Source organism: Comamonas testosteroni, assembly GCF_000761245.1.
Lineage (GTDB): Bacteria > Pseudomonadota > Gammaproteobacteria > Burkholderiales > Burkholderiaceae_C > Comamonas > Comamonas testosteroni_C.
Genome location: NZ_AWOR01000042.1, coordinates 130,515 through 153,015 on the forward strand (window position 1 = coordinate 130,515; position 22,501 = coordinate 153,015).

General features: G+C 62.6%; 24 protein-coding genes. 7 read left to right on the plus strand and 17 right to left on the minus strand.

Going from position 1 to position 22,501, the window contains the following annotated elements; all coding sequences use genetic code 11:
- Positions 1–21: 21 nt before the first annotated feature.
- Genes P353_RS09065 through P353_RS09075 form a run of 3 tightly spaced genes read right to left on the minus strand, consistent with a single transcriptional unit; the run spans position 22 to position 2,869 of the window.
- Positions 22–822, minus strand: a complete 801-nt coding sequence (locus P353_RS09065) for a hypothetical protein (RefSeq protein WP_034368214.1) — start codon at positions 820–822, stop codon at positions 22–24.
- Positions 823–825: 3 nt separating this feature from the next.
- A complete protein-coding gene (locus P353_RS09070; protein WP_034368218.1) occupies positions 826–1,257 on the minus strand; it encodes a DNA polymerase III subunit chi in 432 nt (143 codons plus the stop codon).
- A gap of 52 nt (positions 1,258–1,309) precedes the next feature.
- Positions 1,310–2,869 carry a leucyl aminopeptidase gene (locus tag P353_RS09075; protein ID WP_034368221.1) on the minus strand — a complete coding sequence of 520 codons (1,560 nt, stop codon included), beginning with the start codon at positions 2,867–2,869 and terminating at the stop codon, positions 1,310–1,312.
- Between the two features lie 23 nt (positions 2,870–2,892).
- Between P353_RS09075 and lptF the strand changes: the two genes are divergently transcribed.
- From lptF to P353_RS09100, 5 genes are read left to right on the plus strand one after another with little or no spacing between them, the layout of a single operon-like run.
- Positions 2,893–4,002 carry an LPS export ABC transporter permease LptF gene (gene lptF / locus P353_RS09080; protein ID WP_034368224.1) on the plus strand — a complete coding sequence of 370 codons (1,110 nt, stop codon included), beginning with the start codon at positions 2,893–2,895 and terminating at the stop codon, positions 4,000–4,002.
- On the plus strand, positions 3,999–5,102 hold the full coding sequence (lptG, locus tag P353_RS09085; protein WP_034368227.1) for an LPS export ABC transporter permease LptG: 1,104 nt from the start codon (positions 3,999–4,001) through the stop codon (positions 5,100–5,102). The genes lptF and lptG overlap by 4 nt, the downstream gene beginning before the upstream one ends.
- A gap of 2 nt (positions 5,103–5,104) precedes the next feature.
- Positions 5,105–5,542 carry a sirohydrochlorin chelatase gene (locus tag P353_RS09090; protein ID WP_034368229.1) on the plus strand — a complete coding sequence of 146 codons (438 nt, stop codon included), beginning with the start codon at positions 5,105–5,107 and terminating at the stop codon, positions 5,540–5,542.
- Positions 5,543–5,600: 58 nt separating this feature from the next.
- On the plus strand, positions 5,601–6,542 hold the full coding sequence (locus tag P353_RS09095) for a CysB family HTH-type transcriptional regulator (RefSeq protein WP_003053946.1): 942 nt from the start codon (positions 5,601–5,603) through the stop codon (positions 6,540–6,542).
- A gap of 40 nt (positions 6,543–6,582) precedes the next feature.
- Positions 6,583–7,749, plus strand: coding sequence for a pyridoxal phosphate-dependent aminotransferase (locus tag P353_RS09100; protein WP_034368232.1), 1,167 nt, complete (start codon positions 6,583–6,585; stop codon positions 7,747–7,749).
- Between the two features lie 116 nt (positions 7,750–7,865).
- Here the strand turns inward: P353_RS09100 and P353_RS09105 are convergent, their stop codons facing one another.
- The 11 genes from P353_RS09105 to P353_RS09155 all read right to left on the minus strand — a co-directional run bounded on the left by P353_RS09105 (position 7,866) and on the right by P353_RS09155 (position 17,838).
- Positions 7,866–8,975 carry a YeeE/YedE family protein gene (locus P353_RS09105; RefSeq protein WP_003053944.1) on the minus strand — a complete coding sequence of 370 codons (1,110 nt, stop codon included), beginning with the start codon at positions 8,973–8,975 and terminating at the stop codon, positions 7,866–7,868.
- Between the two features lie 84 nt (positions 8,976–9,059).
- Positions 9,060–10,793, minus strand: a complete 1,734-nt coding sequence (gene soxB, locus P353_RS09110) for a thiosulfohydrolase SoxB (RefSeq protein ID WP_034368236.1) — start codon at positions 10,791–10,793, stop codon at positions 9,060–9,062.
- A 181-nt stretch (positions 10,794–10,974) separates the two neighbouring features.
- The gene (gene soxX / locus P353_RS09115) at positions 10,975–11,628 is read right to left on the minus strand and encodes a sulfur oxidation c-type cytochrome SoxX (protein ID WP_034368241.1); all 654 of its coding nucleotides are present in this window, start codon (positions 11,626–11,628) and stop codon (positions 10,975–10,977) included.
- A 9-nt stretch (positions 11,629–11,637) separates the two neighbouring features.
- Positions 11,638–12,447, minus strand: coding sequence for a sulfur oxidation c-type cytochrome SoxA (gene soxA, locus P353_RS09120; RefSeq protein WP_003053940.1), 810 nt, complete (start codon positions 12,445–12,447; stop codon positions 11,638–11,640).
- A 78-nt stretch (positions 12,448–12,525) separates the two neighbouring features.
- On the minus strand, positions 12,526–12,837 hold the full coding sequence (gene soxZ, locus P353_RS09125) for a thiosulfate oxidation carrier complex protein SoxZ (protein WP_003053938.1): 312 nt from the start codon (positions 12,835–12,837) through the stop codon (positions 12,526–12,528).
- A 32-nt stretch (positions 12,838–12,869) separates the two neighbouring features.
- On the minus strand, positions 12,870–13,325 hold the full coding sequence (gene soxY, locus P353_RS09130; RefSeq protein WP_003053937.1) for a thiosulfate oxidation carrier protein SoxY: 456 nt from the start codon (positions 13,323–13,325) through the stop codon (positions 12,870–12,872).
- 47 nt (positions 13,326–13,372) lie between these two features.
- On the minus strand, positions 13,373–14,446 hold the full coding sequence (locus P353_RS09135; protein WP_034368244.1) for a c-type cytochrome: 1,074 nt from the start codon (positions 14,444–14,446) through the stop codon (positions 13,373–13,375).
- Entirely contained in the window at positions 14,430–15,782 is a 1,353-nt protein-coding gene (soxC, locus tag P353_RS09140; RefSeq protein ID WP_034368247.1) for a sulfite dehydrogenase, read from the minus strand. The genes P353_RS09135 and soxC overlap by 17 nt, the downstream gene beginning before the upstream one ends.
- A 55-nt stretch (positions 15,783–15,837) precedes the next feature.
- On the minus strand, positions 15,838–16,158 hold the full coding sequence (locus P353_RS09145; protein WP_034368248.1) for a c-type cytochrome: 321 nt from the start codon (positions 16,156–16,158) through the stop codon (positions 15,838–15,840).
- Positions 16,159–16,273: 115 nt separating this feature from the next.
- On the minus strand, positions 16,274–16,768 hold the full coding sequence (locus P353_RS09150; protein ID WP_034368251.1) for a hypothetical protein: 495 nt from the start codon (positions 16,766–16,768) through the stop codon (positions 16,274–16,276).
- Positions 16,765–17,838 carry an MBL fold metallo-hydrolase gene (locus P353_RS09155; RefSeq protein WP_034368254.1) on the minus strand — a complete coding sequence of 358 codons (1,074 nt, stop codon included), beginning with the start codon at positions 17,836–17,838 and terminating at the stop codon, positions 16,765–16,767. The genes P353_RS09150 and P353_RS09155 overlap by 4 nt, the downstream gene beginning before the upstream one ends.
- Before the next feature lie 171 nt (positions 17,839–18,009).
- Between P353_RS09155 and P353_RS09160 the strand changes: the two genes are divergently transcribed.
- The gene (locus tag P353_RS09160; protein ID WP_003053926.1) at positions 18,010–18,423 is read left to right on the plus strand and encodes a DsrE family protein; all 414 of its coding nucleotides are present in this window, start codon (positions 18,010–18,012) and stop codon (positions 18,421–18,423) included.
- 62 nt (positions 18,424–18,485) lie between these two features.
- Here P353_RS09160 and P353_RS09165 read toward each other — a convergent pair whose 3' ends face one another.
- Both P353_RS09165 and P353_RS09170 read right to left on the minus strand, forming a co-directional pair.
- Positions 18,486–18,794, minus strand: coding sequence for an ArsR/SmtB family transcription factor (locus P353_RS09165; protein WP_034368257.1), 309 nt, complete (start codon positions 18,792–18,794; stop codon positions 18,486–18,488).
- Between the two features lie 233 nt (positions 18,795–19,027).
- Positions 19,028–19,621 carry an NUDIX domain-containing protein gene (locus P353_RS09170; RefSeq protein WP_034368260.1) on the minus strand — a complete coding sequence of 198 codons (594 nt, stop codon included), beginning with the start codon at positions 19,619–19,621 and terminating at the stop codon, positions 19,028–19,030.
- Between the two features lie 96 nt (positions 19,622–19,717).
- On the opposite strand from P353_RS09170, the gene P353_RS09175 reads away from it, so the two are divergent.
- Positions 19,718–20,656, plus strand: a complete 939-nt coding sequence (locus P353_RS09175) for an MBL fold metallo-hydrolase (protein WP_034368371.1) — start codon at positions 19,718–19,720, stop codon at positions 20,654–20,656.
- Positions 20,657–20,799: 143 nt separating this feature from the next.
- On the opposite strand, the gene P353_RS09180 is transcribed toward P353_RS09175, so the two are convergent.
- On the minus strand, positions 20,800–21,870 hold the full coding sequence (locus P353_RS09180; protein WP_003053922.1) for a 3-keto-5-aminohexanoate cleavage protein: 1,071 nt from the start codon (positions 21,868–21,870) through the stop codon (positions 20,800–20,802).
- Positions 21,871–22,501: the final 631 nt, after the last annotated feature.

Here is a 22,501-nt window from a genome sequence, read left to right on the forward strand (position 1 = left end):
CTAACCGCCATAGCTCGGCGACTACTGCCGGGCTTGCAGCGCCAGCTCGGCCTCCACGGCCTCGTAGACCGATTGACGCACCACGGTCTCCACCTCTTCACGCAGGCGAAGCACCATGGATCGGGTCTGCGCTTCCACAACCTGAGCTATTGCTTCCTTGAGCTTGTGCTCCAGCACAAGGTCCACTCGTTGCATGAGCCGGTGGACCAGATATTCTTCGGCAGCCACCGCCCCATACGCATCCAGTGCTTGGGGCAGATCGGCCTCCTCCAAGGCTGGGGGCGATTCAATCGCCGGATCCACATCCACGAGCTGTGCAACCGGCGCGCTGGCATCCTCATGGAGCTCTTCATGCCAAGGCAGAGCTTCTGCATCCACAGGCTCTGCGGGGTCCGGTGTGGATGGCTGAGCCATCCGGTCGACAGACGGCAAGGCTTGCACGAACTCGGCAGTTGTCATCTCATGCCCAGTCTGCTCGACGGATACGGCCCCGATCGCCTCCGCAGCGATGCCCTCCGCGAATGGCTGCTGCGGCGGCAAAGACTCCGGCAAAGGTGGCAACTGATGCGGAATGGTGGCAGGCCTGTTTCGAACGTAGAGTCCATCGGCCAGCCAGGGCGTGTGAAATGACGCTCGAGGCACAGGGGCCGTGCTCTCTTGCCCAGTCTGCGAATCGAGCACCTGCGCCGCATAGCCCAGAGCCTCTTGAGGCTCTGCAGTGTGGCCACTGTGTGCGGCTTCTTCAGGCGACCCTGGCTCGTGCTGAACTACCTCGGTCAAGGTAGGGACGAAGCGTGGCGGAACTTTGGATGAGGAGTTCATGACCTAGCCCTTGAGATTCAGATCGTGCCGGACAATGGAAAAACCACGCGCTGCATAGTCGCGCCAGCGGGCACGCGCATCCTGGCGATCCATCTCATCGCCGGAAGAAACGATTTCCACCACACGCTCGAAGCGCTCAAACCCCGAGGGCACCTGCGGCGTGAGATTGACCAGCACATCGTAATGAGGCAAGTCCTGCAGGTGTTCGGCCAGGATGACGGGAGAAGCAGCAAGCATCTGTGCTCCATCCGACTCGCAAGCATGCGCAAGAAAATCCGTGGCCGACATGCTCCACAAACGGGGCGAAAGCCGGCTCAGCGCAGCTCCATCTCCCAGAACCACGATGCGCGCACCATGACGCAGAGCCTTGCGTGCGAATCGGCACACATAGCCCAGCTTGTCTGGCGCATTGAAATGAAAGGCAATTTCTGTCACAACTCTTGGCGGCAGAGGCGGTCTGAAACCAGGCCGCCTCTGCCGACTTTTCTTATGCTGAAGCCTTGGCAGTCACACGCGAGCGGCGCGAAGCCGCAGGCTTGGCAGCACTCTTGCGAGCCACCGGAGCCCTGGCTGCAGTCGCTGGCGCAGCGGCAACCCGGCCTTCCTGACCCAGCAGATATTGCACCAGCAGGCCTACGGGGCGCCCCGTAGCGCCCTTGGCAGCACCGCTCTTCCAGGCAGTACCGGCGATATCCAGATGCGCCCAGGGAATATCGCCCACAAATTTCTGCAGGAACTTGGCGGCCGTCACCGCACCTGCGGCGCGCCCTGCCACGTTGCCCATGTCCGCAAAATTGCTCTTGAGGCCATCGGCGTACTCGTCGTCCAGAGGCATGCGCCAGCAAGGATCAAGCGCCATATCGCCAGCGGTCTGCAACGCGGCTGCCAGCTCGTCGCTGGTCGAGAACAGGCCGCTGCGCAAACCGCCCAGAGCTATCACGCAAGCGCCAGTCAGCGTGGCCATATCGACCAGCGCAGAGGGCTTGAAGCGCGCTGCGTAATGCAGCACATCGCACAGCACCAGCCGGCCTTCTGCGTCCGTGTTGAGGATCTCGATGGTCTGGCCGCTCATGCTGGTCACCACATCGCCGGGCTTGACGGCTGCACCGTCGGGCATGTTCTCGCATGCGGGGATCAGGCCTACGACGTTGATGGCCGGCTGCAGCTTGGCCAGCGCCTGGAACACGCCCAGCACGCTGGCAGCACCGCCCATGTCGAACTTCATCTCGTCCATCTCTGCTGCAGGCTTGAGCGATATGCCGCCGGTGTCAAAAGTAATGCCCTTGCCCACCAGCACGATGGGGGCCACGCTCTTGGCCGCACCGTTGTAGTGCAGCTCGATAAAGCGCAGGGGTTCGCGCGAGCCCTGGGCCACCGCCATGAAAGCGCCCATGCCCAGCTTGGCCACATCGGCAGGGCCGTGAATCTTGCAGCTCATGCGTGCTGCCTTGGCAATGCTCTTGGCAGCATTGGCCAGCAAGGTGGGCGTTGCATGGTTGGCCGGGCGGTTGGCCCATTCGCGGGCCATGGCCACGCCCTCCTGCTGCGCCACTGCGGTATTGAAAGCAGCGGTAACAGCAGCCGTCTTGGACGATACGCCCAGCACGAGCTTGGTCAGCGCAATGGGCTTGGCCTGGGATTTGGTGTGGGTATAGAGGTAGGTCGCATCGGCCACTGCCTGCACGGCAGCCGCTACAGCCTGGACATCGGCATCAAAGGCAAAGCTCACAACAGCCTTGGCAATGCCTTCGGTCTTGAGCACCACGCCACAGCCGGCCAAGGAGTTGCGCACGTCCTTGGGAGTACCCGCTCCCACGCCCAACAGCACCACACGGCGTGCGGCAATGGCGGGCACTTGGTACAAAGGCAATTGCTTGCCGCAAGACAGTGCAAAATCACCCTGCTTCACCGCATGAGCCACCATGGCTCCGATGGCGTCGCTGCCGAATGTGCCCGATGCAGCCTGTTCAGAAACCAGCACCAACAGCAGATCACATTTTTCACGCGCTGCGGCGGCAGCGGTCAGAGCCTTCAGTTCAAAGTTCATAATCGGTGTTTTCCTTTTAGCCAATGTTATTCGATTCATCCATACGCAAAGAGCTGGCCCGCAGCTTTGGTGCGACGGCCGTGGTTCTGATCACTGTGGTGATGACCATGATGCTGATCCGCACCCTGGGTCAGGCTTACAAGGGCAGTGTCAGCCCTTCCGACGTGATGCTGGTCATGGGTTTCACCGTGCTCGGGCAACTCCCGACCATTCTGGGCCTGAGTCTGTTTGTCGCCATTGTGGGATCTCTTTCCCGCATGTACCGCGACAGCGAGATGGTCATCTGGTTTGCCGCCGGCCAGGGTCTGGCCAGCCTGCTCAAGCCTTTGCTGCGCTTTGCCTGGCCGGTGATTCTCATCACGGCAGTCCTGGCTCTGGGCGTGCTGCCCTGGTCCTATCAGCAAATCGAGCAGATCAAGACCCAGTTCCAGCAGCGCAGCGACTTGGATCGCATTGCCCCCGGCGAGTTCCAGGAATCGGCGGGCGGCACACGCGTGTTCTTCGTCGACAAGGATTCCCCTTCGGACATGGCTGCCAGCAACGTCTTCGTGGTCTCGCGTGACCCGGGCAAGGAATCCGTGACCTCGGCCAAGGGCGCGCATCTGGCCGTCATCAAGGGCCAGCGCATGGTGATTCTGGAGGACGGCCAGCGCATGGAGACACGCAGCGACGACGGCTCGGTGCGCATCACCGAGTTCAAGGAATACGGTGTGCAGGTCGACAACGACAACCCCGTCGCCATCGAGGAGATGGCGGCGCGCAGCATGCCCACCAAGGACTTGATCGGCATGGATGAGCCGATTGCCCGCTCCGTGCTGGCATGGCGTCTGGGCCTGCCCTTTGCCGCGCTGAATTTTGTCATTCTGGGCCTGGCCATCTCCAGCGTGAACCCGCGCGCGGGCAATAGCAGCAGCCTGATGATCGCCCTCTTCGCCTTTATCGTTTACTACAACCTCATGACCCTGGGCGAGAGCTGGGTCAGCGCCAACAAGATAGGCATGTGGGGCATTCTGGGCCTGCTGCATGGCAGCATCCTCACGCTCAGCGTGCTGGTACTGCTGGCGCGCCACTTCCGCTGGTCGCTGCGCGATCTGCTGCAGCGCTCGGGCAAGCGTCAGGAGAGCGCACGATGAAAGTTCTGCGCAACCTGATCTATCGCGAGGTCATACAGGCCGTCCTGTATGTCTCGCTGGCCTTCCTGGCGCTGTTCTTCTTCTTCGACCTGGTCGATGAAATGCGCTGGGTGGGCAGTGGCAATGCCGGCTACACCGCCACGCGCGCGCTGCTGTTCGTGACTCTGTCCATTCCGGGCCACCTCTACGAGCTGATGCCGATTGCCGTGCTGATCGGCGCCATCTTCGTGATGGCCAAGTTCGCCCAGAGCTCGGAGTTCACCATCATGCGCACCAGCGGCATGGGCCCCTGGCTGGCATTGCGCACGCTGCTGATTCTGGGCATGAGCTTTGTGCTGCTCACCGTGCTGGTGGGTGACTACATTGCCCCTGCTGCCGACAACTTCAGCCAGAAACTGCGCGTGATCAGCAAGGGCCAGATCTCCCGGGGCGCCACCGGCGCCTGGCTCAAGGAAAAGCAGGGCGATCACTCTGTGGCCATCAATGTCGGGGCCGTCAAGAGCCCTGGCGATTTCGTCAATGTGCGCATCTTCGAATTCGACAGCAAGGGCCGCATCGCTGCGCAGATCAACGCTCAATCAGCCCAGGTCGATGAAGACGAGGAACAGTGGACGTTGCATGGTGTGCAAGGCAGCAAGGTCGCTCAGGAAGGCGATGTCACCAAGCTCAGCCCAATCAGCGAAGCCAGCATGAACTGGCCCACCAAGGTCACTGCGGCCATGGTCTCGGGCGCGCTGCTCAAGCCCGATCGCATGACCACGATTGCACTGTTCCAGTTCATACGCCATCTGCAGGACAACGGCCAGGCGGCGCAGAAGTATGAAATCGAGTTCTGGCGCAAGGTCTTCTACCCGCTGAGCTGCCTGGTGATGGTGGTGCTCGCCCTGCCTTTTGCCTATCTGCATTTCCGCTCGGGCGGCATCACTGCCTATGTGTTTGGCGGGGTGATGGCAGGCATCAGCTTTTTCCTGCTCAACAACGTGTTCGGCTATATCGGCACCCTGCAATCCTGGTGGCCCTGGCTGGCCGCCGCGGCGCCGGGCCTGCTCTATACCGCGCTATCGCTCTCGGCCTTTGCCTGGCTGGTACTGAGGCGCTAGCCATGGATGACGCAGCCAACCACACTCCAGGCCGGTCCGGTCTGATCCTGCTGGCCCATGGCTCCAGAGACGCTCTCTGGCGCCAGCCCATAGAGGCCGTGCATCAGCTGGTACAGGCAATGCGGCCCGACCTGCACTGCATCTGCGCCTATCTGGATGCCTGCGCACCGGATCTGCCTGCCGCCGCGCAAAGCCTGATTGCGCAAGGCGTCGAACATCTGATCGTGCTGCCGCTGTTTCTCGGTACCGGCAAACATGCACGAGAAGATATTCCGCGCCTGCTGGACGAGTTGCGCCGGCAGCATCCCGGCTGCCGGTTCGATCTGCAGACCGCAGCGGGAGAGAATCCGCGCGTCACGTCCCTGCTGGCGCAGCTGGCGGTAGAGGCAGTAGAGGCGGCAGCCGGCAGCGAAGCGCTCAAACATACAGATTTCAAATAAAAAATAGCTTCTTTAGATATTTGAAGCATAATGATGCGAGTTCTTAGTCCATGCCGTCATGAACCTGCATCAATTCCGCTTCGTTCAGGAAGCCGCCCGCCGCAATCTCAACCTCACCGAGGCGGCCAAAGCCCTGCACACCTCCCAGCCTGGAGTCTCCAAAGCCATCATCGAGCTTGAGGAAGAACTGGGCATCGATATCTTTGCGCGCCACGGCAAGCGCCTCAAGCGCATCACCGAGCCGGGACAGGAAGTCCTCAAGAGCATAGAGCTGATCATGCGCGAGGTGGGCAACCTCAAGCGCATCGGCGAGCAATACAGCGCCCAGGACAGCGGCACGCTGAGCATCGCCACCACCCACACCCAGGCCCGCTATGTGCTGCCACCCGCCGTGGCACGCCTTCGTGAGCTCTATCCCAAGGTCACCATCAGCCTGCACCAGGCCACGCCTGCCGAAGTCGCGCGCATGGTGATCGATGAAGTGGCCGAGATCGGCATGGCCACCGAATCGCTGGCTGACTACCCCGATCTGGTGACCCTGCCCTGCTACGAATGGCAGCATGTGCTGGTCATTCCCACGGGCCACCCGCTGGCGCAGAAAGAGCGCATCACGCTGGAGGACATCGCCCAGGAGGCTCTGATCACCTACCACCCGTCCTTTACCGGACGCGGCAAGATCGACCAAGCCTTCGAGATGCGCCGCCTGCATCCGCACATTGTGCTGGAGGCCATCGATGCCGACGTGATCAAGACCTATGTGCGTCTGGGCCTGGGCATTGGCATCGTGGCCGAGATGGCCATGCGCGACGACCCCGTCAATGATCTGGTGGTGCGCCCCGTCGGCCATCTGTTCGGCGCCAGCGTGGCCCGCGTGGCCATCAAGCGCGGCGCATACTTGCGCAACTTCGTCTACAGGTTTGCCGAGTTGCTCAGCGACCGACTCTCGCGCGACCTCATCATGCGCGCCATGAACGGCAGCGTGGACGACTTCGGGCTCTGATCCGGCCCGCCTTAAGGGCTGGTGCCTGCGCACCCGGCCCATGCATTGCAAGACTATCGTGACTCCCAACTTCCCCAGCAAGCTGCCCAATGTGGGCACCACCATTTTCACCGTCATGTCGGCGCTGGCCGCCGAGCACAAGGCCGTCAATCTGGGCCAGGGCTTCCCCGACTTCGGCTGCGACCCCAGGCTGCTCGACGCTGTCAACGACGCCATGCGCGCCGGTCACAACCAGTACCCGCCCATGGCGGGCTGGCCCGCGCTGCGCGAAGCCGTGGCGGCCAAGATCGAAACGCTGCACGGCCGCCGCTATGACGCGGGCAGCGAGATCACCATCACCGCCGGCGCCACTCAGGCCATTCTCACGGCCATTCTGGCCACCGTGCATGCGGGCGACGAAGTCATCGTGCTCGACCCCTGCTACGACAGCTATGTGCCCAATATCGAGCTGGCCGGCGGCGTGGCCGTGCGGGTGGCGCTGACGCCCGGCAGCTTCCGCCCCGACTTTGCCTCGATCGCGGCCGCCATCACGCCGCGCACGCGCCTGCTGATCATCAACAGCCCGCACAACCCCAGCGCCACCATCTGGACCGATGCGGAAATGCGCCAGCTCGAAGCCCTGCTGGCACCCACCAATGTGCTGCTGATCAGCGACGAGGTCTACGAGCACATGGTCTTCGACGGTGCCCAGCATCTGAGCAGCGCCCGCTACCCGGGCCTGGCCGAGCGCGCCTTCATCGTCTCCAGCTTTGGCAAGACCTACCATGTCACGGGCTGGAAGGTGGGCACCGTGGCCGCGCCCGCGGCCCTCACCGCCGAGTTCCGCAAGGTGCACCAGTTCAATGTGTTCACCGTGAACACGCCCATGCAGGCGGGCCTTGCGCAGTACATGCAGGACCCCGCGCCCTATCTGGAGCTTTCTGCCTTCTACCAGGCCAAGCGCGATCTGTTCCTCGGCGGCCTGCAGGGCTCGCGCCTGAAGCTGTTGCCCACGGCCGGCACGTATTTCCTCTGTGCCGACATCTCCTCGGTCTGCGATCTCAACGAGGCCGAGTTCTGCCAGTGGCTGGTCAAGGAAATCGGCGTGGCCGCGATTCCGCTGTCGGCCTTCTACGGCGACGGCTTCGATCAGCGCGTGGTGCGTTTTTGCTTTGCCAAGAAGGACGAAACCCTGATCGAGGCGGCCGCGCGTCTGCGCAAGCTCTGAAACGCTGCAAACCATAAAAAAGGAGCGCCTACCGCGCTCCTTTTCTTATATTCAGCATGTTTTCATGCTGAATCTGTTTACTGACAGGCGCAAGCAGCTATTAAATTTATCGGGCTTCATGCCGTCTGTGCCAGATGGCGCAGCATCAGCACCGCGCCCAGCACAATGCCGGCCAGCGCCACAAAGCTGCCCAGGCTGAGCATGGAGATCGCACTGATGCCCTGGCCCACGGTGCAACCCATGGCCGTCACCCCGCCCACGCCCATCAGCAGCCCGCCCAGCAGGTGACGGGCCAGGTCCCGGCGGTCGGCAAAGCCCTGCCACTGGAAGTCCCTGCGCCACAGCGCATGGACAAAACTGCCCAGGACCACGCCTGCCACCGAGGCAATGCCCCAGGTCAGCACCTTGTTGCGGTCGCTGAAGAACATCAGCCAGTCCAGCGTGTGCGCCACCGGCGTGACAAAGCTGAAGGCCTCGATACGGCCGCTATAGGTCGCGGCATAGACCTGCTCCAGCGTCTCGGGGTGCTCGGCCACCAGCGCCAGATGACCGCTGAGCCACCAGGCTGCCGTCACGCACAGGCCCACCAGCAGCCCGCCCAGCAGCACGATCCGGCTGCGCTCGGCACCAGGCCGGGGGTCGAAGGCCAGCAGCAGCAACAGCGCCCCCAGGCCCAGGCCCAGCACACCGCGCAGCAGCGTCAAGGGCCAGGCGATATGGCCGGCCAGCCATTCGGGCAGCAGGGCCGGGCCCGCGAATTCAAGATGCACACTGTCCAGCCAGCGCACCCGCGCCACGGCGGTGATGCCCTTGAGCGTGGCAAAGGCGGCCACGCCCATGACCAGCAACACCACGAGCGCCTTGAGGCTGCCGCTGCCCAGCCGGGTCAGATTCCTGGCCCCGCAGCCCGATGCCAGCACCATGCCTGCGCCAAACAGCAACCCTCCGGCCAGGGCCGACAGCCACAGCAAGCGGCGGCTGGCATAAAGGGCATCGCCCACCTGCAACTGGCCGCACAGCGCCAGCGCCGTGAAGCCCAGCATGCTCACGGCGATGGCCATGCACCACTGGCGCGCCCGCCCCCAGTCCTGCAGATAGACCACATCGCTGATGGCACCCACCGTGCAAAAGCGGGTCTCGCGCATCACGAAGCCCAGAACAGCGGCCAGCAACAAAATGGCCACCAAAACGGTGGCCGTCAGGGAATCAAACTCGGCAAGACTCATGCGGGCATTGGACGGCGCGGCCCGGCTTCAAGGCAATGGCATATACCCCAGCCCGCGCGATAACTGTGCCTTAATCGGCTTTCATCAGGCCTTGGCCAGCCCCTGATTGCCGCCGACATTGATCAGTCTGGGCTCGTCGAGCCGGCGCGGCCCAAGCGTCTTGCGGTCCTTGAGCCAGGGCTCGACCACCTCCCAGATCTGTTTGTGGCCTGCGCTCTTGGCATCTTCGGCCACGGGCGCCCAGCCGGCCACCTTGTATTTCTTGTCCGCCTCCAGCAACTGGCCGTTCAGGCGCATGTCGCTGATGCGCCGGCCCGCGGCCGCCGCCGGGTCGCACTGGTATTGCAGGCCGCCCACGCGCACCATGTCGCCGCCCTGCTGGTAGTAGGGATCGGGGTTGAAGAGGTTGTCGGCCACGTCTTCGAGCACCGTCTTGATCGTGGTGCCCGTCATCTCGGTCACCGTGGCGTAGGAATACGTGGTGGCCGTCATGTCCATCAGCCATTCGCGCGTGATGTCCTGCCCGGCCAGCAACGATGTCCCCCAGCGAAAGCCCGGCGAGAAGGCAATCGGCGCATTCTGCACCTCCATCATGGCGTCCAGCAGCAACTGGTCGCCCGTGCCGTTGAAGTTGCCGCGGCGGTACAGCGTGCCGTCGGTGCGCGCCAGCACTTCGCCCAGCCGGCTTTCATAGGGCGCACGCACCCGCGTGATCAGCGCCTGCATCTGGGCATCGGCGGGGAGGATGTTGGCGAACACCGGCAGCAGGCGGTACTGGAAGCCGCGCACCTTGCCGTCCCTGACATCAAAATCCAGCACACCGAGAAACTTGCCGTTGGAGCCCGCGTTGGTGACGATGGTCTTGCCGCCTGCGTTCTGCACCAGGGTGGGCACCGGCATGCCGTCATGCGTGTGGCCGCCCAGGATGGCATCTATGCCGCGCACGCGGCTGGCCATCTTGAGGTCCACGTCCATGCCGTTGTGCGAGAGCACGACCACCACCTTGGCGCCCTTGGTGCGCACCTCGTCCACCATCTTCTGCAGATTGTCGTCCTGGATGCCGAAGCTCCAGTCCGCCACCATGTAGCGCGGATTGGCGATCGGCGTGTACGGGAAGGCCTGGCCGATGATGGCCACGGGCACGCCGTTGATCTCGCGAATCACATAGGGCTTGAACACCGGATCACCGAAATCGGCCGTCTTGACGTTTTGCGCCACAAAGTCGAGCTGCGTGCCGAAATCCTTGTCGATGATCTCCTGCACGCGCTGCATGCCGTAGGTGAATTCCCAGTGGCCCGTCATCACGTCCACGCCCAGCAGCTTGCAGGCATCCACCATGTCCTGGGCATTGGTCCACAGCGAAGTGGCCGAGCCCTGCCAGGTGTCGCCGCCGTCCAGCAGCAGTGCGCCCGGGCGCGAGGCGCGCATGCGCTTGACCAGCGTGGACAGATGGGCAAACCCGCCCACCTTGCCGTAGCGCCTGGCCGCCGCCTCGAAGTCCAGATAGCTGAATGCATGGGCCGAAGCCGTTCCGGGCTTGATGCCCACGGAGCGCAGCAGATGCTCGCCCACCAGATGCGGGCGCTGGTTCTTCATCGCAGCGATACCGAGATTGACACTGGGCTCGCGAAAGTGCACCGGGTTGAGCTGAGCATGGCAGTCCGTCATGTGCAGCAGGGACACATTGCCGAACGGCGCCACCTCATACAAGGCCTTGTCGGCCAGCGACTGATCGGCGTGGGCATAGCGCTGCAAGCCCATGCCCGAGACACTGGCTGCCGCCAGCACTTGCAGAAATTCGCGTTTGGAAAGACTCATGGTGATATCCGTTGGTACTTGTGCCAACCAGGGGCAGGCGCGGGCATTTCCGTCGACAGGACGCCCGCGCTATCCCAACTGGCACAAGCCATGTCCGCAATGCTGCGCCGCCCGGTCTCGCTCCCCTGCCGGATAGCTCAGCACTGCGAGACGGGCAAGCAGCCGCGCCGCTTGAAGGAGGCTATTTGTTGACGGGAGAGGCAGGATCGACAAGCAAGGCGACAAGATCTCGTGTCTGCGCTTCGCTGAGGATGCCGGAGTGACCGAAGCGGGGCATGCCCGAGCAGGCGTTGTAGGCCTTGGCGTTCCAGATCTTGCCCCAGGTGTACTCGACGATGGCTCTGGATTCGGGGCTGCCCGGATCCTTGATGCCGCGAATCTTTCCATAGTTGTAGAGACTGGGGCCCAGCGTGCCAAAGGAGATTTCTTCCTTGCTGATCTGGTGGCAGTTGTAGCAGTTGCCGCCATTGGCGCTGCCCGCCTTGTCGCTCCAGGTCATGCCTCTGCCGTTCTGGGCGATTTTTTCGCCCTCCTTCCAGTCGCCGAGCAGCTTGCCATCCTGAGGCCATTTGACGGTCTTGAGATTGGCAGCTTCGATGGCTTGCGCACGCTCAGGCGCCAGCGGCTTGCCCGAAGCATCGGCAGCGCTGCAGGCCGCATTCGATTCGTCCTGCTGCAGGCGATCGACCTTGGCGATGCCCTGATCGCGAAAAGAGGTCTGCACCATCTTGGCCGTCAAGGCATCGATGTCCGCCACCCCGTCGACGGAGGCACAGCCCAGCACCAGCAACGATGCGGCCACGGCCAGATACGGCATGTATTTTTGCTTGCGCATAGGGCCTCCTTATCGCTTGATGGCCGGTGCGGTCGACATCCCGCCCTTGCCGTTGACGCCCATGAACACACCCAGCGCCACCGTCACGTCGCTGGCGTAACCGGGATAGGGAAAGCGCTGCTGACGGAAGCAGTCGTTGAGGCGGCGCTGCATGCTCCAGAGCTCGCCCGAGGAGACGCGATAGGCGGGCCAGGCACCAAAGCCTTCCGCTGCGCCGGGGTTCCTGGTCAGATTGGGCAGATCCTGCATGCGGATGCGCTTGCCATCCGCACCATGGCAGGAGGCGCAGGCAAAGTCATGCGGGCCGCCGCGCATATAGAACATGCGCTTGCCCGCCTCGTACATCTGCCTTTCCTGCACATGGCCTTGGGGCAGGTTGAACTTCATGCCTTTGGACTGCGATGAAATCCAGGCCACCAGCCCTTCCATGTTCTTTTGCTCGTCCTTGCCAAACGGTGTTGCCGCAATCTTTTGCGCGTCCAGCCCCTGCAGCCTGTCCATGCAGGTCAGCAGGCGCGACTCCAGATCCTGCACCTTGCCCGTGTCGGCAAAATAGCGCGGCAGCTCTACAAATGCGCCCTTGACCACGCCCGGCCCCTTGCCCAGATCGCACTGCTCCATGGACGCCTTGCGGGGGCCTCGCTTTTGCTTCCACAGCTCCTCGCCCTTCATCTCGAACAGCTCGGCGGGGTTGCCGTCCTGCAGCATCTCGCGGTACTCGGCAATGCCGTCGGCCGTGGACTTTTGCGCCAGCACCGGCGCGGCCATGCACAAGGCCAGCACGGCGGCAGCCATCTGACTGGGGGAGGAATGTCTCATGGGGCAGCTCTCTGTTTTTTGATTGATTCTGGACCGGGATGAAGGCTGGCCGGCGGCCAGCCGGTGTCTGCGCCGTGCTCAGCTCACGGTCGCTTCATCCGTACGGGTCTCGCCCTTGTTGTCCTTCCAGCTCACCGAGATCTTGTCTCCCGCCTTGGCGCCCTTGACCACGAACTGCAAAAACGGGTTCTTGGAAACCGCAGGACCCCATTCGGCCTGCAGCACCTGCTTGCCGTTGTGCGCCGCCGTCACCTCCTGGATAAACCAGGCGGGCACGGTCTTGCCTTCCGCATCCTTGCGCTGGCCGGTCTCCATTTCATGGGACATCAGCACGCGCACAGTGGTCTTGTCACCCGCAGCCTGGGCACGAATACGCATTGGATCAGCCATGTTCTTCTCCTGTTTCAGATGATTGGTTGCAATCAGCCGCCGCAGCCACCGAGGGTGACCTTGACTTCCTTCTTGGCATAAAAAGCCTTGCCGTCATTGGTGATGGCCACGGCATACACATCCGAGGACTGGCCCAGCTTGGCGCGGGTCAGAAAATTGGCCTCCAGCGCCTCGTTGACGGTAAAGGCTGCAACCAGCGTGTTGGGGTTCTTTTCCACCAGCACCAGCATCTGCTTCACATTGGGCAGGCTGGTCGCGGCGCCCAGGGGAACGACGGCCCCGTTTTCGGCGATGTCGGGCGCCGTCAGCGTCACGTCCTTGCTCTCGGCAGGCGCAGCAGCGCCCATGGCCTTGAGCACATCGGCCACGGTCTTGGCGTCGAAAGCGGTCTTGTTATAGGCCGCCTGCGCGGCCTGCGGCAGCAGACCGGCGGCCACCAACATGCCGAGCACGGCCGCGCTGTTCTTGAGAGCGTCTCTACGTTTCATCTTTGTCTCCTTTTCATTCACTTCACTGTCGCACGACACAAGCTGCATCAGGGCTTGGCGCCCGCCGCCAGCCACTGGGCAATCACCCTGGCATCAGCATCGCTGAGATTGGGCTGGGGCGGCATGGGTGTTGATCCCCAGACGCCGGAGCCTCCGCCCCTGATCTTGTTTGCCAGATAGTCCGGCTGGCCGCCATGCTTGCCGGCAATGTCGCTGAAGGCCGGGCCGACGAGTTTTTGCGCCATGCCATGGCAGGCCATGCAGGCGTTCTTCTCCAGCAAAGCCGTCGGTGCCGCGCTGCCCGATTTCCCGGCGGCCGCGGGCTGGGCGGCCTTGCTGGCCCCGCCATCGGTGGCGATGCCGCGCTGGGCACCGACCAGCCGGTTTTGCTGGGCCAGATTGCCGTGGTTGTTGCTGGCATGCTCGGGCAAGGCCGAGCGCAGCCTGGGCTCGGGGCCGCAGTTGCTCATGCAGGCAGCGGCCTGCACATCGGGCCTAGCGCTCTTGCCGAACTCATTGCCGGGCCACAGCGCATGCCGAGTCGTCATGCCGTTGCGGTTGGGCAGTTTCTGCTGTACCTCGGCAATGTTCTTCTCGCTGAGCGTGAAGTTCTCGGGCACCACGCCGCCGAGGTTGAGCAGATAGGCGGTGACGGCATACACCTCTTCGGTGGACAGCGACTTGGGCGCATTCCAGGGCATGGCACGGTTGATGTAATCCCACAGCGTGGAGACCGTGGCCACCTTCATCAGGGTTGTGCGCCCCGGAAAGGCCGGATCCTTGAGCCGCGCCACATGGCCAGTCCTGATGTCCTCGGCCGTGGTGCCGCCGATCAGCGGGCTGAACACCTCGTTGGATTCGCCGAACACCCCGTGGCAGGACGCGCACTTGGCCTCCCACACATCCATGCCTTTTTGCACGGACCCCAAGCCTGGGGGCAGCCCCTTGAAATCCGGGCGCACATCGATATCCCAGGCCAGAACCTCCTTGCCCGTGGCATTGCGGCCCACGCCGGGATAGCGGTCTTCGCCAGACTTGCCCTGCGCCGCAGCGGGCCCGGCAGTCACGCCCATGACCAACAGCAGCGCCAGCAGCGCCAACGGTTTACGCAAGCTGAACATTGGCGACCTCCCCGTTGGCTCGTACCGCCCAGGACTGGATGGAATTGTTGTGATAGATGGAGCGCGTGCCGCGCGCGGCGCGCAGCTGCTGGTTGCTGGGCTGCACATAGCCCGTCTCGTCCATGGCACGGCTCTGGATGATGCATTCCTCGCCATTCCAGACCCAGTCCAGATGAAAGCGCGTCAGGCACTTGTCCATCACCGGCCCTTCGAGCCGGGCCGTGCGCCAGTTGCGACCGCCGTCCACGCTCACATCCACGCGCCTGACCTTGCCGCGCCCCGACCAGGCCAGGCCCGTGATGTTGTAGAAGCCCTTGTCCAGCAGCATCTGCCCGCCGGACGGCGTGGTGACCACGCTCTTGCACTCCTGGATGCTGGAGTACTGGCGGTGCTGTCCGTCGGGCATCAGGTCCACATAGTGGATGGCCTCGTCCTTGGCCGCATAAGGCATGTCGCCCACTTCGATGCGGCGCAGGTATTTCACCCAGCTCACGCCCTGCACGCCCGGCACCACCAGGCGCAGCGGATAGCCCTGCTCGGGCCGCAGCATCTCGCCGTTCTGGCCGTAGGCGAGCAGCACCTCGCCCGAAGTGATCAGCTCCACGGGAATGGTGCGCGTCATCGAGGAGCCGTCCGCCCCCTCGGCCAGGATGAAACGGCCTTTCTTCAGATCGGCGCCGGCCATCTCCAGCAAGGTGATCAGGGGCACGCCCGTGAACTCGCTGCACGACAGCATGCCGTGCGTGTACTGCACCGTGGGCACGGCCACATTGCCCCACTCCATGCCGGTGTTGGCGCCGCATTCGATGAAATGAAAACGCGACACCGAAGGCAGACGCATGATCTCGTCCATGGTGAAGACCTTGGGGCTCTTCACCAGACCGTTGATCATCAGCCTGTGCTTGGAGGGGTCGATGTCCCACCAGCCCTGGTGGTGACGCTCGAAATGCAGACCGCTGGGCGTGACGATGCCGAACAGCGACTGCAGCGGTGCAAACGATACCGAAGCCTGCTTGGTCTGGGTCAGCCCCGGGCTCTGGCGGCGCTGCACATTGGCCTCGTATCTGGAAGGCTTGCCGTAGCCGTCGGTGACCACCGGCTGACCCAGGCCCTTGCTGTGCGCAGGCAGCTCCAGAATATTCGGGTCTCCCTCGCCGCTCACGGCCTGCCGGCCCTGCGCATGGACGGCTGAAGCGCCGGCTGCCGCGGCTGCGAAAGCCCCGCGAATGAAGTCACGCCGACCTGCCCTGGCTTCGGCAAACACGGTGCCGACATCGTCCGCCCGCACAAAGTTCTCGGGTGCCTTGCGCACCTTGCCCATCAACTGGCTTTGCATAAGCTCTCTCTTTGATCGCTGGTGGCGCTTACTGGGGCAGCGCAACACGCCTGTTTCATTTGGAATCCTTGAGAATCCAGGCCGCCAGTGTCTGGGTGTCGGCATCGCTGAGTGCGGGCTGGGCGGGCATGGGCACCGGCCCCCATTTGCCGGAGCCGCCGGCCTTGATGCTTTTGGCCAGATAGGCCTGTGCATCGGCCTGAGCCGCATATTTCCTGGCCACGTCCTGGAACGCCGGGCCTACCAGTTTCTTGTCCGTCGCATGGCAGGCCATGCAGGCGTTCTTCTGCGCCAGCGCCTGATCTGCCTGCGCCAGTGCAGGAGCAGCCAGCCCCAGCAGCACCGTCAAGCCACCCAGCCAGGATGAAGTCTTCATCGCTCGGTCTCCTTATATTTATATATAAGCATGTTGTTATTTATAGTATCGACCAGGATGCCCAATTTGAAATCCCGCGCTAACCCTCGTTATTCCCGAACAGGAATAACGAGGCTCAACGCCCCTGCACCGCCGCGCGGGCCGTCTTCATGCGCTCATCCAGATAAGCGCCATAGAAGTCGGGGATGGAGCTACCAATCAGGCGTTCAGCCACTTCCCGCCGTCCTGCCCCATAAAAAAGCACGGAGGGAGCGACCTCGATCTCCAGTTGCCTGACCATGCCGCCATGCGTGGTCGCCGCGCCATTCCAGTCCCGCAACGGCTCGGGCGACAGAAAATGAATCTGGGTCACCAAAGCTCCAGACTGCTGCAGCGGCAGCAGGTAATGCTCGCGCACGATCTTGCAGAACGGGCAGCCATGCAGGCTTGCCATCACCACCAGCGGCTGCTTGTGGGCCAGCGCCAAGGCCAGGTCACTATGCAGACTCTGGCTGGTGGGCAGCAGGCGCTCTGAGGCATCGAGCGCCGCCCACGCAGGGGCCGCGCCCGCCAGCAGCAGCTGCAAGCACAGTCTTCTGCGGGCATCAAAGAAGCGGGCCAAGGCCGTCACGGCTTTTCCTGCTCCATCAGCAAGAAGGTGTTGTAGGCATTCATGCGATTGGCTTCCTTGAACAGCGGGTAGGCCGAGAACCTGGACCAGTCCGTCGCCTGGTAGGCCTCGTCAAACGGGTCGAGATTGGCTGCGGCCTTGCCCATGGCCTCGCGCAGATAGTGCAGATAGTCACGCGTCAGCTGCATGTCCCGGCGCGGCTGCTCGGAGGCCGGACCGTGGCCCGGCACCATGACCTTCACGGGCAGCTTGAGCAGCTCGTCCAGCGCCGCAATCCAGTGGCGGCTGTCGGCCTGGCCCACATAGGGAATGCGGTTGCGAAACACCACATCGCCAATGAACAGCACACCGCTTTGCGGCAGGAAGATGGCCGTATCCTCCGGCGTATGCGAGGGCCCCATATGCTGCAGCACAAAGTCCACGCCCCCCACCTTCAGCGTGGAGCTGTCGCCTGCCACCCATTGACTCGCCGGCACCAGGCGCGTGCCCTGGTCGACCCAGGGCGCCAGGTCCTTGCGCGAAGCCTCAAGCCGCAGATGCGCGGTTTCTGAATTGATGTATTCACGCGCCTGGGCATGGGCGACGATCTTCGCGCCCAGGGCCTCGAACACCTGCAGGCCATAGATGTGGTCGGCGTGATAGTGGGTCAGCAGCACATGGCTGATGGGCTTGGGCGTCAGCGTCCGGATTTTCTGCACCAGCTCCTCGGCCAGTGCGGGCGAGCCCAGCGCATCGATCACGACCACGCTGTCATGGGTGATGACAAAGCCGGCATTGGAGATGAAGTTGCGATTGGCCGCACTGCCCAGCGCCGATACGCCCTGCACAAAAAACACATTGGCCGCCACCTGTTGCAGCTCCATCACGGGCGCACTGGTCGCCACGGGGGTGCCCGCCACGGGGGTGCCCGCCACGGGAGTGCCCGCCACGGGACCGTTCAGCGCGGGAGCCTCCTCATGTGCTGCCTCATGTGCTCCCTCATGTGCGGCCTCGTGCGCAGCCGCTGCCCCTGTCGCTGCGATCGCTGCCCACACAAAGCTCCTCAGCGCAGCCCCTGCCCAGCTTGTCATGGCTTTGTCTCCCTTGCATGGGCAGCGCGTCATGCATGAATGCCGCCACTAATGTCGCCACTAGCGCTTGCCCTATTTTTGAATGTTTGCGTCATCGTTAATATAAGCAAGTGGCAATATTTAACCAGCAGCATCTTCCCTGATGCCTACAGACCCCACAGGAGACCTTCGATGAAGCGCCAACTTGTTGCCCTGAGCTTTGCCCTGTGTACGGCGATCGCCGCCGCTCAGGATGTGAAAGTGGTCTATCACGTCAACACCGGCGTGGAAACGGCAGCCGCCATACTCGCCAATATCAATAACGAACTCAATGCCTCGCCCACGGACAAGATCGTGGTGGTCACCCATGGGCCCGGCATAGACTTTTTGCTCAGCAATGCCAAGGACAGCAAGGGCCGCGAGTTCAGCGGCCAGGTCAGCGCACTGGTGGGGCGCGGCGTGGAGTTCAAGGTCTGCAACAACACGCTGCAAACGCGCAAGCTCGATGCCTCAAGCCTGCTGATGGAAGCCTCGGTCGTCCCCTCCGGTGTGGCCGAAGTCGCACGCCTGCAGGCCAAAGAGGGCTTTGTCTATCTCAAGCCCTGAGGCGCATACGGCCATGAAAAAAGGCGCCTGGTGCGCCTTTTCTTCTTTTGGGGCTCAAGCCATCAGTTCTGTTCGATGGCCATCTGCACGCAGATGGTGCGGCACATATGGACGACCTTCTCGTTGGCGATGAAGTAGTAGATGCTGACCCCTTCACGCCTGCGGCCCAGAATGCCGGACTGGTACAGCGTGTTCAGGTGCTGAGACATATTGGGCTGGGTCGTGTCTATGGAAGCCAGCAGCTCGGAGACGTTTTTCTCTCCGTTGCACAGCGCGCTGATGATCTTCAGCCGCATGGGCGCAGCCATGGCTTTGAACAGCTCGGCCGCACTCTCGAAAACGCTGTCATCCTCAAGCTCTGACGATTCCATGAAACACTCCTGAACACCGCTTCAGACTGCAACCCTCAAATAGAGGCGATACGCCATGGTGCATGGCAGCAGTTTATAGGAAGGTCATGCAGCGCCTGCCATCACCCGGCGACAAACACTGATGGGCATCAGGCAATCCCGAAAAGGAAGCAGCCAGCGCCCGAGCGACATGAATTTCAGGCAATTTTATAGCTGAAACCCATATTCAACGTGCGCAAGCAGCTATCAAAAAATCAAGCCGGCTTCCACTCCAGAGACCAGGCACCGCTTTGCACATTCTGCAGCCACAGACAGCAGCTCAAGGTCTTGGCATCGGTGACATGGCCGCCACGCACGCCGTCCAGCAACTCGGCAGGTGTCATGCTGCAGACATCGAGAAACTCGTCGGCATCGAGCTGGCGCTCGCCCGCGGTCAGGCCGCGTGCAAAGAAGATGTGAATGACTTCGTCGGAGTAGCCGATCGCCAGATGCATGGGGCCGGCATAGGCCCATTCACGCGCGCTGTAGCCGGTCTCCTCCAGCAGCTCGCGCTGGGCGCAGATCAGCGGCTGCTCGCCCGCATCGAGCTTGCCCGCAGGAAACTCCGTCATGACCCGGCCCACGGGGTAGCGAAACTGCCGCTCCAGCAGCACGCGGCCATCGTCGAGCAGGCCTATCACCACCACGGCGCCGGGGTGCACCACATACTCGCGCGTGGCCTGACCGCCATGGGGCAGGCGCACGGTATCGAGCCTGACTTGCAGAAAACTGCCCTGATGCACCAGCTCGCTTTTGATGGAGTGCTCGATCAGATGGCTTTCCTGAGCCTGTTTGTCTTGTTGGGTCATCTCCGACTCGTCTTTCAAAGCGCTGTGGTGACAGCGCAAATACATCCAAGGTCTTAATCTTCGCAGATGCCGGCTTCACTTTTCTCCACTCAGACCATGATGCATCCCATCGACACAGCCCAGACAGACATACAGCGCCACCAGTTTGGCCGCGTGACGGTGTTTCGCGGCGCCAAGGGTGGCAAGTATCCGGACGGCAACCAGATCGTGATTGGCGGCAGCGATACGCTGGCAGCGCTGGATACGCCTATCGTTGCCAACCATATCGGGGCCGAGTTCGATGCCACCGAGCTGGTGGTGATGGGTCATGTGCACGAGGACCATATGGCTGGCCTGCACCGCCTACCGGACGCGCAGGTCTTTGCTCACGCAGGCGATCTGGCGGCGTTGCAAAGCTGGCAAGGGCTGCTTGCCACCTTTGGCTGGGCCGATTCGGCGCAAGCCGACAGCATGCGCAGCAAGCTGGAGAGCGAATTCTTCTACGCCCCCAGACCCGATGCCAGGGGCTACGAAGATGGAGCCGTCTGGGAGCTGGGGCAGTCGCAGATTCGCGCCATTCATATGCCGGGCCATACGGTGGGCCACAGCGTGCTGCTGATCGAGCCCGAAGGGGTTGCCTTTATCGGCGATATCGACCTGACGGGCTTCGGTCCCTATTACGGCGACGCCTGCTCCTGTCTGGCGGACTTTCGCCGCAGCCTGGCGCGGCTGCCGGAGATCGAGGCCAAGATCTGGGTGACTTCTCACCACAAGGGCATTTACACCGAGCGCGAGACGTTTCTGCGAGACCTCAAGCGCTTTGCTGCGGTCATTGACGAGCGCGGTGCACGCATTCTCGAATGGCTGAGGCAGCGGCCCCTGACGCTCTCGCAGATGGTGGAGCAGCGCCTGCTCTACCCGCAAGGCTTTGATGCGCCCTGGGTACAGGGGGCCGAGACGCGCAGCATCTCCCAGCATCTGGATGAGCTGCAGGCGGCCGGTGAAATCCTGCAGGAGCGCAACGTGCGCGGCGAAGACCTGTATCTGCGGGCTTGAATCCAGAGAAATAAAAAAGCCGACTTCTCAAGGAAGTCGGCGGGGGCAGGCGCCTGGCCACGCATCCACCAGGCAAGCGTGACAAGCGCACAGCGGCTACCCCTTGGCCGATGAGCCGGGCCCAGTCATCCGGGCTTCGAGACTCAGGCCACAGCATCCATGGGCTTGCGCAAAAAGCCCTGGTTGGCGCCCTTGCGGTTGGGCGCGAAGCCGTTCCTGGCCAGGGTTTCGTCGGCGGTTTCGTAGAACACGCCGATCTGCTTGATCTCGCGGGCCTGCTGGGCCGTGGCAATCGGGCGACCGAACTCGCCCGCAATGCGCACCAGCTGCTTGATCTGCTCCACAGTGCTCATCTTGCCGGTGCGGGTCTGATTCCACAGCACGTCTTCGATACCGCAGCGCACATGCAGACCCAGGGCCATGCCGATCATGTTGATGGGCAGCACGTTCAGCACCGAGCTCTCCACCGTCACGATGGCGTTGTCGGGCACGGCGCGCAGCATGTTGGCCAGGTTGTAGATATTGGCCTGGTCCATGCCGCCGCTGATGGCGACCCAGTTCATGACCAGCGGGCCCTTGTAGACGCCGCGGCGGATCATGCGCTCGATGGTCTCAAAGCTGTTGATGTTGTAGACCTGGAAGGCGCTCTGGATGCCCTTTTCGGACAGGCGGCGGATATGTTCTTCGACGAAGCTGGGGTTCGAAGGAACAATCATGTCCTTGTAGGTCTTGTGCAGATGCGGGAAGCCGCGCGAGACACCTCGGAAGTCGTCTTCGCCGGCATGCTCGGTCACGTTCATCTGCGTGGTGTTGACGGTCACCGTCACCTGATCGGGCACGGGTGTCAGCTCGGCCAGCATATGGCGGGTATCGTCGGAGAGCCACTTGGCTTGGCCGTCCGGGCCTTCAGGTGCAAAGCTGATGGAGCCGCCGACCTGAATGATCATCTCGGGCACACGCTCACGCACACCGGCGATCAACTCGTTGAACTTGGACAGACGCTTGCTGCCCTTGCCATCGTCTTCACGCACATGCAGATGCAGCACGGTGGCGCCGGCCTCATAGCAGTCCACGGCCTTCTGAATCTGCTCTTGCATGGTGATGGGGATGTCCTCGGGGAAGTCCGAGGGAATCCAGCCCGGTGCATAGGGAGCCGCAGTGATGATCAGCGGCTGCTGGTTTTCGGGATACAGGTGACCGTCGAGAAAGTTCATGGTTGTTGTCTCCGGTTTGAGTGCGAGAAATCAGTGTCTGGACAAACTGCATCAGCCGATTTCAGGCCATTGCCGATGCGTGAGGCCAGTATCAAATGCCGTGCGAGATGCCACTTTGCATTTCAAGACACGCGCTTTCTCAAACGCGACAACACCGGCAAACCATGCCTGAAGGCGATTGGGGGCAGGCAGCAGAGAGACGAAATTGCTGCATGCGCTGCAAAGTCCAGGCGAGTGCTGCGCTGCATCGGCAACCAGCCATCTCCCCCTGGCGGCTCCGATTGCAAGGCGCCCATACCGCGCCTCAAGCACGCCCTGAGCCATGCAGGCTGCAGCCCTACATCGGGTAAGTGCGGATTACTGCAGTCATCAAATGCGAAGTCGCAGGCATGAAACGCCAAGTCAGCGCACTTGCGGGCCTCCATCATGAATTGGTGCATTCCTACACCCCGAGCACAAGAGCGCAGGGACATGCCGGCAGCTTCAGCGGATCACCTATTCGTTGGGTCTGCCCCCTGCGAGACAGAGATCGGCGTCATGCCGAATGTCTGCCCCCATGAAAAAACGACAGGAGACATCAATGACAACCGCTGTGAATTTTGCTGGACCACCCGGACCGCAAGTGATGCCA

Coding starts and splice junctions, on each gene's coding strand:
- P353_RS09155 (WP_034368254.1), bottom strand. CDS start 17,838: ATGACAAGCTGGGCAGGGGCTGCGCTGAGGAGCTTTGTGTGGGCAGCG.
- P353_RS09170 (WP_034368260.1), bottom strand. CDS start 19,621: ATGACCCAACAAGACAAACAGGCTCAGGAAAGCCATCTGATCGAGCAC.
- P353_RS09075 (WP_034368221.1), bottom strand. CDS start 2,869: ATGAACTTTGAACTGAAGGCTCTGACCGCTGCCGCCGCAGCGCGTGAA.
- P353_RS09135 (WP_034368244.1), bottom strand. CDS start 14,446: ATGTTCAGCTTGCGTAAACCGTTGGCGCTGCTGGCGCTGCTGTTGGTC.
- soxY (WP_003053937.1), bottom strand. CDS start 13,325: ATGAAACGTAGAGACGCTCTCAAGAACAGCGCGGCCGTGCTCGGCATG.
- P353_RS09095 (WP_003053946.1), top strand. CDS start 5,601: ATGAACCTGCATCAATTCCGCTTCGTTCAGGAAGCCGCCCGCCGCAAT.
- P353_RS09090 (WP_034368229.1), top strand. CDS start 5,105: ATGGATGACGCAGCCAACCACACTCCAGGCCGGTCCGGTCTGATCCTG.
- soxZ (WP_003053938.1), bottom strand. CDS start 12,837: ATGGCTGATCCAATGCGTATTCGTGCCCAGGCTGCGGGTGACAAGACC.
- P353_RS09145 (WP_034368248.1), bottom strand. CDS start 16,158: ATGAAGACTTCATCCTGGCTGGGTGGCTTGACGGTGCTGCTGGGGCTG.
- P353_RS09180 (WP_003053922.1), bottom strand. CDS start 21,870: ATGAACTTTCTCGACGGTCACCTGTATCCCGAAAACCAGCAGCCGCTG.
- lptG (WP_034368227.1), top strand. CDS start 3,999: ATGAAAGTTCTGCGCAACCTGATCTATCGCGAGGTCATACAGGCCGTC.
- soxX (WP_034368241.1), bottom strand. CDS start 11,628: ATGCGCAAGCAAAAATACATGCCGTATCTGGCCGTGGCCGCATCGTTG.
- soxB (WP_034368236.1), bottom strand. CDS start 10,793: ATGAGTCTTTCCAAACGCGAATTTCTGCAAGTGCTGGCGGCAGCCAGT.
- P353_RS09100 (WP_034368232.1), top strand. CDS start 6,583: ATGCATTGCAAGACTATCGTGACTCCCAACTTCCCCAGCAAGCTGCCC.
- P353_RS09105 (WP_003053944.1), bottom strand. CDS start 8,975: ATGAGTCTTGCCGAGTTTGATTCCCTGACGGCCACCGTTTTGGTGGCC.
- P353_RS09160 (WP_003053926.1), top strand. CDS start 18,010: ATGAAGCGCCAACTTGTTGCCCTGAGCTTTGCCCTGTGTACGGCGATC.
- P353_RS09065 (WP_034368214.1), bottom strand. CDS start 822: ATGAACTCCTCATCCAAAGTTCCGCCACGCTTCGTCCCTACCTTGACC.
- soxA (WP_003053940.1), bottom strand. CDS start 12,447: ATGAGACATTCCTCCCCCAGTCAGATGGCTGCCGCCGTGCTGGCCTTG.
- lptF (WP_034368224.1), top strand. CDS start 2,893: ATGTTATTCGATTCATCCATACGCAAAGAGCTGGCCCGCAGCTTTGGT.
- P353_RS09175 (WP_034368371.1), top strand. CDS start 19,718: ATGATGCATCCCATCGACACAGCCCAGACAGACATACAGCGCCACCAG.
- P353_RS09165 (WP_034368257.1), bottom strand. CDS start 18,794: ATGGAATCGTCAGAGCTTGAGGATGACAGCGTTTTCGAGAGTGCGGCC.
- soxC (WP_034368247.1), bottom strand. CDS start 15,782: ATGCAAAGCCAGTTGATGGGCAAGGTGCGCAAGGCACCCGAGAACTTT.